The sequence below is a fragment of the Ahrensia kielensis DSM 5890 genome (genome assembly GCF_000374465.1).
Classification (GTDB): domain Bacteria; phylum Pseudomonadota; class Alphaproteobacteria; order Rhizobiales; family Rhizobiaceae; genus Ahrensia; species Ahrensia kielensis.
Map to the genome: position 1 here is coordinate 1 of NZ_KB894539.1, position 9,566 is coordinate 9,566.

Consider the following 9,566-nt stretch of genomic DNA (forward strand, 5'->3'; position numbering starts at 1 on the left):
AAGCCGCCTTCGTTGGTGAGCGCCTTATAAGCCTAACAACAACTAACCGTCAACACCAAAAAATGCCTTTTTTGTACTTTTTATGACATTTCTTTCAGGGCCTTAAATACGTAACAATAAGTACCGCTAACTTCCTGTTGCGGAATCCTTATTTCCCCTCAGGAACATGATGATCCGTTTACATATATGAGCTCATAGCGCAGAATTTATATCGTCAGAAAATCACAAACACCCCTGTTAAAATCGCGGACGTCTTTGCATTTCTTTACTTCAACGTCGATTATTTTAAGAATTGCATGAAAAGCATAGCCAAAGCCCACTATGAATATCTTCATCATACATGTTTCAGCTACGCCTATCGATGAATGATGCACAACCAACGTTATCGCACGCACTGTGCATCCATGCGACTTCATCCACATTTGCGCTTACAACCGTTCGCGGTCGGTAAAATTAGGTCATAAAAAACCGCCAGACGATTTAATTTGGTTGCGGGAGCAGGATTTGAACCTGCGATCCCGTTGCTGCGGCAGGCAATTGCGTAGCAAATGCCGAGAGCAGTTCAGGTTATGAGCTGAAAGCAAAAAAGCCCCTGATAAATCAGAGGCTTTAGTGTTATTTTGGTTGCGGGAGCACGACTTGGACACTATTTCACAAGCCTGAGCAATATTAAGATTGACCGAAAATACGTATGTGCATTAAAATTCTCGCCAAGAATGCTCACCCGACAGCCAGTTCGAGGTCAGCATTTCGATCCTAGCATAAATCACCATGTCCGTACCTAGCTCGGCGGCAACCTCTGATGTCACGGCAATATGTGAAAAAACAATTCGCAACCACGTTAAGAGTAAAAAACTCAAAGGCGAAATCGTCGCGAACAGGTATTACGTACATGCTTCAAAAATGTCGCGAGTATGAGCTGGATTATTGCCCACTAAACGAACCTAATCTGGCAATTAATGTCGAAAAACAGTTCTCCGTCTTCCATATAAAGAAAACCAAAATTATGCCGTGTAGTTGATGGCGTATCGAACTTGGTATTATCGAAAAGGTAGTCGGAAAAATCACCGAAATTATATACATGGAAACACACTAAGTCACCCGTGTCTTTCACTACAATGTATCCGCCGTCAGCAGTTTGTCGACCATCCCACACCTTTGTTGGCACCATTCCTAATGCTATATCTAGCAACAACATCTTCACTTTGTAGGCGATTAAATCGGCACCCAAATCTATAGGCAAATTGGAATTCAGCCGTTGGAGCTCAGTCGAATGGACGACATCAGATATCTTCTTTCCTTGCTTCACGACAATACAATTTGCCAGAGTTAGATTGCCTAGGATTGATGGCATCAAGCTATCAATCTTCATCAAGTTTCGGTTAAAAACGTCCCCCTTGGATTTAGAAAAGACAAATCTTCCACCACCTTCAATTATCGCCGTAATCCGATCTCGTATTTTAGAACTTCCGCTAATTTGGTTAATTGTGTTCGAGTCCCCCGTGAAACCTTCAATGCGAAATTGAAAATTTGTGTTGTCTCTTGAAGCATTTAACAGAGTACTAGGGTTTCCAAGATAAGACTTTATGCTGAAACCAGCTTCCGACTTGAGGAGCGTTTTTGGATCGGAAACTGTTAGGTCAATATCTGCCTTCTTGTTTGCATCGGCCTTGACCTTGGAAAGATGAAACTCGTCAAGAAGATTGTTGCCCCACTGGCTTTTAAAAGCTCCGCTTGCTGCAATAATTTCGTCGGTAAAGTGAGTAATCTTTCCAGCAAGTTGCGGTTTTGAAATTTGAACTTCTTGGTCAAGTGGTGCCGAACGAAAAATGGTATTGGGATCCGATACCCTAAAAATAACGTCACCACGTACGATGTTATCAACCTTCAAACGCTTATCTGGAATCGGCTGCAACTTGGCATCACTCATGAAGATAAATGCATCATATGCGACCTTTACAAAAACAAGAAGTTCGCTCCACTCTCCCTTGTTGGCGGCGTTATCGTTGGCCATTTTTCAAAACCTCTATAATTTTTTTAGCGGTGGCTTGAACCGCAGGAACAGCAACAGAATTACCAAGCTGCTTCATTGCCTGACTTTCAGACACTGGGAATACAAAATCATCTGGGAACCCATTCATTTTTCGTCCCTCAACAGAGGTAATCTTTCGGACACCACCGTTCACCATATAGGCATCCCAATTCCTTCGATCGTTAACACCTGAGCCCTTCCCCCCGACCCGAAGAGTGTAGCCCACCGACTTATTACAGGGCTCGCCAAATATATCGCTCATGAAAATTTTAAGGGGTTGAGGTTCAGGAAACACGAATTCGTCCCGATTCTTTATGTCGTCGCGAAAGCCAACAATAAAAACGCGTGGGCGATGCTGTGGCAAACCAAATTCGGAAGCCTTTACGACCTTGTACTTGAACGAATAACCCAACTCGCGGAGTATTTTTTCAACGGTTGCAAATGTCTTGCCTTCATCATGTCGAATGAGATGGCGTACATTTTCGAGAAAAAATGCTTTGGGTTTGTGGGCCTTCAAAAACTCGACAATTGCGAAAAACATGTTTCCTCGGTTGTCTTTTTCGTCTTGAAAACCGCGCTTGTAACCCGCTTGTGAAAAAGGCTGGCATGGAAAACCCGCACATAAAATATCGTAATCAGGCACAGTAGCTAGATCGACGGCAGTCACATCTGGCGCGAACAGATCGTTTGAAAAAAGTGCAGGGCTGATATCCGAAAAGTTTGCCTCGTAAGTTAATCGCGCATATTGGTTTATCTCACATGCAAAAACGCACTCTGTATCATAGTCTTCAAGCTCATTGAGGCCATGGAAAGCTTGATGAAAGCCGCCAATACCCGCAAAAAGGTCAACGAATTTAATTTTCATGGATCTAGAGCCTTATTTTTCGCGCAACTGTAGGTCGCCCGACACAAACAAACAACACAGCAATATGAACAACGAATTCACATTGGAGTTGTTTTTAGAGCTACGGCCAAAATATATTCCTCTATTAACCAAGAGATATTGCTTCAGCCAGAGATTTACCAACTGCAAAACCAAGGTCAGGCGGCACCGCATTGCCAATTTGCTTGAGCTGTGCGAATTGTGACCCTTTAAACGTAAAGGTATCTTCAAAACTTTGAAGCCTGGCAGCCTCACGAACTGTAATAAACCTATTTTGGTCAGGATGAATAAAGTCTGAACAATCTCTTGCCATATGCGCGACTAAAGTGTGGGATGGCTTTGATGGATCCAAACGGCGGTATTTATTGGCGAAACCACCACTGCCAATGATATCGATAAGATCGCCATATGTAAGCTCGGGTTTTTCCAACAACTGACGAAGCGCCAATTCTTTTTCCTGATCTTGCTTTCGACATAAATGAAGCGGGCGTCGAAGACCGCAATCCTCAACAATTTCGGACCTAACTTCAGCAGGGATCTGTTGAGAAATATCAATTTTCGATAAGTCTGAACCATAGCCTCCTTGCTTCATCAATATGATTCTCAGCTTGCGAAAGCTCATCATTTGCTTCGCGGAATGATCGTGCAACTTTACAGCTCCAATGCGCATTCTTTCCTGATAATCGGAAAGTTTATGAACTTCGGGGTAGTCTAGAATATCATGTGCTTGATTTGGCTTTAAAGCAACCGACGGAAGATCTGAAATTGCTTCATAAACATTTACATACTTTCTCCCTCCCTCTTTTGAGAGACTTAACTCTGTGCTTTCACCGTGTGTAGGTGTCGGCCAGCGAAACCCTTGGTCGCCGAGGTGGCCGCAAATGAATACTCGCCTTCTGAGTTGTGGAACACCGTAGTCGGCTGCCTGAAGGGTCTGAACATCGCATGTATAGCCCAGCGCTTCCAATCGATGGCAAATGTCTCGCACCACGGCGCCACCACTCATCGACAAGATGCCTACAACATTTTCTATCAAAAAATACTTGGGGCGAAATTCTTCCACAAATCGAATGTAATCAACGTAGAGTTGATTGCGTTCATCATCAACATTTCTTTGCCCGTAAGTCGAGAACCCCTGACACGGGAATCCCCCCACGAGCAAATTCAAGTCGTTTGGCGCAAGCTTTAAAGAATTCCTTATATCGCTCGCATCAATTGATCGAATGTCATCTTCAGAGACATGGCTGAAGGGAAAGTTGTTCCTGAATGTACTAGCCGCGCTTTTGTCAAATTCGTTAGCCCAAAGGCACTCGAACCCTGCTTTACGTAGCCCGTGCGAAAGCCCTCCACATCCAGCAAACAGGTCAATTGAAAACATAAGTCATTCCTTCAGGTCCAATTAATGCATCAGATAACCGCTACTATAGAAATGATGCAACACTGGTTTGAAACGTTTTACGGTTTAAATAGCCTCAAGACGAACCGAATGAGGATATTGCGCGAGGCTTACTCATGTTTGCTCCTAGATTTATAGGAGCTTTGTTTGGTAATTTTGGAACCAAGGAGAGACGATATGAACTACGGTATTCGTTTTACGGATGAGTTTAAGCAGGACGCTGTGGCACTGGTTGTTGAGCGTGGTTACGCGGTCAGTGAAGTAGCTGAGCCGCTGGGGGTCAGCACCAAGTCACTGTACACTTGAAGGCGCAGTTTTCGAAGTCGTCTAGAGTGAGATCCAGGGTTGCGGAGCAGGCTGCAGAGATCAAACGCCTAAAGCGGGAACTGGCGCGTGTCACAGAAGAGCGTACCATTCTAAAAAAGGAAACTGTGTACTTCGCGCGAGAGTCTCAGTGAGGCACGCGTTTATTGAGGCTCATCGTGCGGAGTTTTCTGTGCGTTCAATGTGTCGCGTACTGATGGTTCACTTCAGCGGGTTCTATGCATGGCTTAAAGAACCGTTATGCCCGCGTGCGCAGGAAGACATGCGTCAAACCGATCTGATCCAACTAGCTTGGGCTGACAGCGGCAAAGTCTACGGTTACCGCAAATTACACGATGATCTTTTGGATCAAAGTGAGACCTGCTCAGAGAACAGCGTTGCACGTTTGGCCCGTCTAACGGGCATCACAGCGCAGATCGGTTACAAACGCCGTCCTGGTCGTTATAGGGGTAAGCCTGCTGTTGTCGCTGACAACAAATTGGATCGGCAGTTTGAAGTCGATGCACCTGATCGGATTTGGGTGACCGATATCACTTACATTAGAACGCACGAAGGCTGGTCTTATCTGGCTGTCGTCATTGATCTGTTCTCAAGGCGCTTTGTGGGCATGGTCCATGCAATCACGCATGACGACAGATCTTGACTTACAGGCATTGTTAGCTGCTGTTTGGCGGCGCAAACCAAAACAGAAAGTGATGATCCATTCCGATCAGGGCTCCCAGTTCACCAGTACAGAGTGGCAATCATTTCTCAGCAAACATAATCTAGGGGCACCTCAGCGAACAGCAGTAACAATCCCCTCTTTACCGATTTCTGCGGCGTGGCGAATGGCAGCTTCTTGGAACAAGCGCATTACAGCATCGCCGCTGTTCGCTCTTCATGTCGAGTATCACGCCAATCCCACTCCCTTACCAACCGCCCCCCCAGCCCGTCATCCTCTTGCACTTCGGGCGCCCCCCGCCCTGCCCCCATTTCGTCAAGCGCAGCACAAGGCCGACAAAGCCGTTGATCAGCTCTGCTTCACGATAGGCAATGTTGGCTTCTTTGTCAGCAAGCTCTGCAGCTTTGTCCTCACGTGCCTTCCTGTCTGCAAGTTTTGCGCGGCGGATGGCGGCATGCTCACGCTCCAAGACCTGCGCTGCGTCGGCTACGTCGGCCTTATGTGCCTTCTCCCGCTTGGAGATATTGGCCTCAGTTGCCGCCAATTCACTGGCCCGTGCGGCAAGGTCTGCATCGATCACGGCATGCTCTGCACGCTGAGCTTCCAGTTATGCCATGTCATCTGCTATGCGCTTGGCTTGCTTCTTTTCTGCCGTGTGTTGTTTGGTCCATTTGCGCGCCAAACGCGGCCCGTGGCGCAAAAACCCGCAGGGTTTCCCAACCGCTCAAAATAATCATCCTGCATCTTAATGTGGGCCGTGCCATAGACTTTTTGAACCGTTGAACGGCCACGTTTGCGGCGCCTCTCTTTCAAATGCTCCTTATTTGCATCTTACCACTCAAGCAGCAGTTTCGCATTTTCAGCCTCAACTTCTGAACAATCTGTCTCCCAAGCGCTCAGCGCCTTGTTATGCTTTTTATCATTCTTCTTTTGGGCTTACGAGGGCGCTTTGCCAGTTCAGGCTTTTCCAGCGATACAACATGTCTCTCCCTGAAGGCTGCACCCACGACTTTCTCCACATGAAGCTTGTTTGCGTTAAGTTTAGGGTCTGGGGTATTCATCGCCAAAATTTGGATGTGGACATGCCCTTCATCGAGGTGAAACACCGACGTATAATCGATCCCCTCAGGCATGCGCGTTGTAAAATCAGCCAGCCCACGCCTCCCCCAATTCACAATTATCGGACGATGCTCGTCCATATTGGCAAGGTATTCTGCCGACGTCAAAGAATGGGAATGGATCTCAGTATAAAGCGTGCTGGCATCTTAGCGCAGCGCGCGCGTATAAGTGATGCCAATCTTACTGGTCACCATCTCACGAATCTCAGCCAACATTTCCGCATAGGCATCCAAGGCGCTCCGAATATCTTCGGCAAGACGTACGCGAACACGGGCGTCAAAACTGTGGCAAGCCGGCCTCACCGAAGCACGATCTGGTTAAGGAGATCACACAATGGCTACTGTCAATCCTATCATTGCTGCCCAACGGGCAGAAAGACCAAACTCGCGCCGCAGTTTCAACACCGACTTTTGCTGCAGACTTGGGGCTACGTCCCCTCGATGAACCACCTCACAACACGGCAATCACCAATGCGTTCTCAATACTTTTGCCAATCCTTGCAGAATATGTCAGCGCCGACCGTGGTTTTGAGGATGTAGGTTTCAGCTCAGACACAGCTTACACGAGGACTCCGAACGCGCCGAAGACCGCCTGATTGACGTCCTGCACGATCTGCGCACCCTGTGCCCGTCCAGACATCACAAGATGTTCTATTGTACCGCATCGCGGTATTCTTGCACGCAATGCGCACAAGCAACGCAGCGACGGCACCTGCAATCCATCAACAGATGGAAGAATACTTTGAAGCACAGCTTGAACGGCCCCACACGGCGACAACCAAGCTGCAGCGCACTTTGTTGATGCAATGGGCATGCCCTCACATCGCAGCCTTTGCGGCTTTACCTGTCTTTAAGTGCGATCCCGACGATGAGGTCGTAGGCATCACTGAGATCGAAGTCTTCAAGTGTCTCGCCTAAACTGATCGATCAAATGCAAGAGGACCAGTGGCAACACAGCTGGTCCCCTTGCCGTCGATCAGCAAGGCTTGCAAAAATCCGGATTTTTTCAGCTTTATAAAAGTTGGTTTTTTATATCTATTTTTATACACTCAACAGGGAGGCAAAGTTTTAGATAAAGTTTTTCGACACAACAGTTATCCACATTAAAGCGACATTCAGCGCATAAATTCAGTCGCTTAGCTCACCCCATGAGGTCCCCTTATGCAGTATAATGATACCCACACCGCCGGACAAATCTCCAGCTACAAGCACATCACTTTAAACCGTCCGGCGCAGCGCTGGAACGGGCGGGAGACCTCGGCCATAGCACGGGACCAAAAGACACATGCAAGCGACAAGGAGGTGCTACCGGCACCATCTGTTGCAGTGTCCAGACGGCCCAACAAAACGAGCAGTTCTACGCTTTGATCCGCGCCCTCGCCCGCCATGCCGCACGCGACGACCATGACGCAAACCTAGCCAAAACGCCAAATCTCGCCATTCTACCAAATAAGCCCACAATTTTAGCACTGGATATTATTCATGACAGCCTCACTTCGCGCCGTAATCTACGCCCGCTTTTCAACCGACATGCAGAATGATGCGTCGATTGACGACCAGAATCGGTCCTCTCGTTAGCATGCCGAACGGCAGGGGGTGGAGGTCGTATACGTCTATTCTGACAAAGCAATTTCTGGCGCAAGTCTGATGCGCAGTGGCATTCAAAAATTACTACGGGATGCTCAAGACAATGTCTTCGATGTTGTGCTCTCTGAAGCCCTTGACCGCTTGTCGCGCAATCAGGCCGATATCGCCGCCATCTATCAAAAGCTGCAGTTTCGCGATGTGATGATCGAGACTGTTTCTGAGGGCATGATCTCCGAGATGCACATCGGGTTGAAAGGCACGATGAACTCGCTCTTTATCTAAGACCTCGCGATCAAAACGCATCGTGGCCTCAAAGGACGTTCCTTCGCGGGTAAATCTGCGGGAGGCAAGGCCTATGGCTATAAGAACGTGGTCCATTACGATACGACTGGCAAGCCACACCCTGGTGACCGCACGATCAATCTAACAGAAGCCCACATCGTTGAACGGATATTCAAAGACTATGCCGAAGGCTTGTCGCCCAAGAATATCGCTGAAGGCATCGCTGGCCCCACAGGGCGCAATTGGTGCGCCTCCACCATTCACGGCAACCGTGAACGCGGCACCGGCACTCTCACAAATGAACTCTATATCGGCCGCCAGATATGGAACCGCCTCAACTACGCCAAAGCCCCAGACAAAGGCAAACGCGTATCGCCCCTCAATCCAGAAGAGGACTTGGTCATTACAGATATCCCAGACTTGCGGATCATTGACCAAGACCTCTGGGAAGCTGTGCGGACACGCCAAGGGATGATGAAGGTCAAAAACATCAACACTCCTAGCTAAGACCGCCGCCAGCCCAAAACCCTGTTTTCCGGCCTTATGACCTGCGGTCAATGCGGGGGCAGATTTACAAAAGTGAACAAACACAGCCTTGGCTGCTCAACCGCACGCAACAAGGGCAAAGCTTGCTGCACCAACATGGCGATGATTTAACAAGAGTAACTGGAACGGCTTGTGCTTGGTGCGCGCGCAAAACAACCTGTTGGATCAAGACGCTTTGACGATATTCTGCGAAGAATACGCCAAGGAGCGCAACCGTCTGCAGGCCTCAGCCTCGCAGAACCGTAATACCCTCATCAAAGAACTGGCGATTGTTAAAGCCGACCATGCCAAGCTGGTCGACGCGATCCTCGCAGGCATCCCAGCCGATCAAGTCAAGACTGGATGCTGGCCTTTGACGCCAGCCCCATCAACAATCCGCATCCACCCAAAGATCGCGGAGACCTACCGCGATAAAGTCAGCGATCTCATTTCGCAACTTCAGGAACCTGGTGGCATGCTGGAGACAAAGGACACCCTGCGTGGTCTGGTGGATCGGATTGTGCTCGCGCCAACGGAGCCAGAGGGCAAACTATCCGTCCACCTTCATGGCGCCCTTGCAGGACTGTTGTCGCTCAGTCTGGGCTCCAAACGTAAAAAAGCCTGAGTGACAAAACTCAAACCGTTAATATTATTGGTGAATTAGTATTGGTTTTGCCTCTGCGATCCCGTTGCTAAGGCAGGCAATTGCGCAGCAAATGCCGAGAGCAGTTCAGGTTATGAGCTTAATGCAAAAAAGC

The 9,566-nt window shown here is 48.3% G+C and carries 8 protein-coding genes and 2 pseudogenes; 6 read left to right on the top strand and 4 right to left on the bottom strand.

Going from position 1 to position 9,566, the window contains the following annotated elements:
- Positions 1-934: 934 nt before the first annotated feature.
- The 3 genes from C504_RS0116750 to C504_RS0116760 form a co-directional block, all read right to left on the bottom strand.
- Positions 935-2,014, bottom strand: coding sequence for an HpaII family restriction endonuclease (locus tag C504_RS0116750; RefSeq protein ID WP_018690518.1), 1,080 nt, complete (start codon positions 2,012-2,014; stop codon positions 935-937).
- Positions 2,001-2,897 carry a DNA cytosine methyltransferase gene (locus C504_RS0116755; protein ID WP_018690519.1) on the bottom strand — a complete coding sequence of 299 codons (897 nt, stop codon included), beginning with the start codon at positions 2,895-2,897 and terminating at the stop codon, positions 2,001-2,003. The genes C504_RS0116750 and C504_RS0116755 overlap by 14 nt, the downstream gene beginning before the upstream one ends.
- 124 nt (positions 2,898-3,021) lie before the next feature.
- Positions 3,022-4,293, bottom strand: coding sequence for a DNA cytosine methyltransferase (locus C504_RS0116760; protein WP_018690520.1), 1,272 nt, complete (start codon positions 4,291-4,293; stop codon positions 3,022-3,024).
- A 195-nt stretch (positions 4,294-4,488) separates the two neighbouring features.
- On the opposite strand from C504_RS0116760, the pseudogene C504_RS18990 reads away from it, so the two are divergent.
- Positions 4,489-5,402: pseudogene (locus C504_RS18990) on the top strand (IS3 family transposase); the annotation flags it as partial.
- A gap of 1,696 nt (positions 5,403-7,098) precedes the next feature.
- Positions 7,099-7,332, top strand: coding sequence for a hypothetical protein (locus tag C504_RS0116790; protein WP_156815992.1), 234 nt, complete (start codon positions 7,099-7,101; stop codon positions 7,330-7,332).
- Between the two features lie 284 nt (positions 7,333-7,616).
- Here the strand turns inward: C504_RS0116790 and C504_RS0116795 are convergent, their stop codons facing one another.
- Positions 7,617-7,820, bottom strand: a complete 204-nt coding sequence (locus C504_RS0116795; protein WP_018690528.1) for a hypothetical protein — start codon at positions 7,818-7,820, stop codon at positions 7,617-7,619.
- 187 nt (positions 7,821-8,007) lie between these two features.
- Between C504_RS0116795 and C504_RS18455 the strand changes: the two are divergent.
- The 4 genes and pseudogenes from C504_RS18455 to C504_RS0116810 all read left to right on the top strand — a co-directional run.
- Positions 8,008-8,283 (top strand): annotated as a pseudogene (locus C504_RS18455) (recombinase family protein); the annotation flags it as partial.
- 87 nt (positions 8,284-8,370) lie between these two features.
- Positions 8,371-8,790, top strand: coding sequence for a recombinase family protein (locus C504_RS18460; protein WP_026317604.1), 420 nt, complete (start codon positions 8,371-8,373; stop codon positions 8,788-8,790).
- Positions 8,791-8,811: 21 nt separating this feature from the next.
- Positions 8,812-8,940 (top strand): recombinase zinc ribbon domain-containing protein, encoded by a 129-nt coding sequence (locus tag C504_RS19160; protein WP_425393392.1) that lies wholly within the window; start codon positions 8,812-8,814, stop codon positions 8,938-8,940.
- A 25-nt stretch (positions 8,941-8,965) separates the two neighbouring features.
- Positions 8,966-9,433 (top strand): hypothetical protein, encoded by a 468-nt coding sequence (locus C504_RS0116810; RefSeq protein WP_026317605.1) that lies wholly within the window; start codon positions 8,966-8,968, stop codon positions 9,431-9,433.
- The last annotated feature ends 133 nt before the right edge of the window (positions 9,434-9,566 follow it).

Coding starts and splice junctions, on each gene's coding strand:
- C504_RS0116750 (WP_018690518.1), bottom strand. CDS start 2,014: ATGGCCAACGATAACGCCGCCAACAAGGGAGAGTGGAGCGAACTTCTT.
- C504_RS0116755 (WP_018690519.1), bottom strand. CDS start 2,897: ATGAAAATTAAATTCGTTGACCTTTTTGCGGGTATTGGCGGCTTTCAT.
- C504_RS0116760 (WP_018690520.1), bottom strand. CDS start 4,293: ATGTTTTCAATTGACCTGTTTGCTGGATGTGGAGGGCTTTCGCACGGG.
- C504_RS0116790 (WP_156815992.1), top strand. CDS start 7,099: ATGCGCACAAGCAACGCAGCGACGGCACCTGCAATCCATCAACAGATG.
- C504_RS0116795 (WP_018690528.1), bottom strand. CDS start 7,820: ATGGTCGTCGCGTGCGGCATGGCGGGCGAGGGCGCGGATCAAAGCGTA.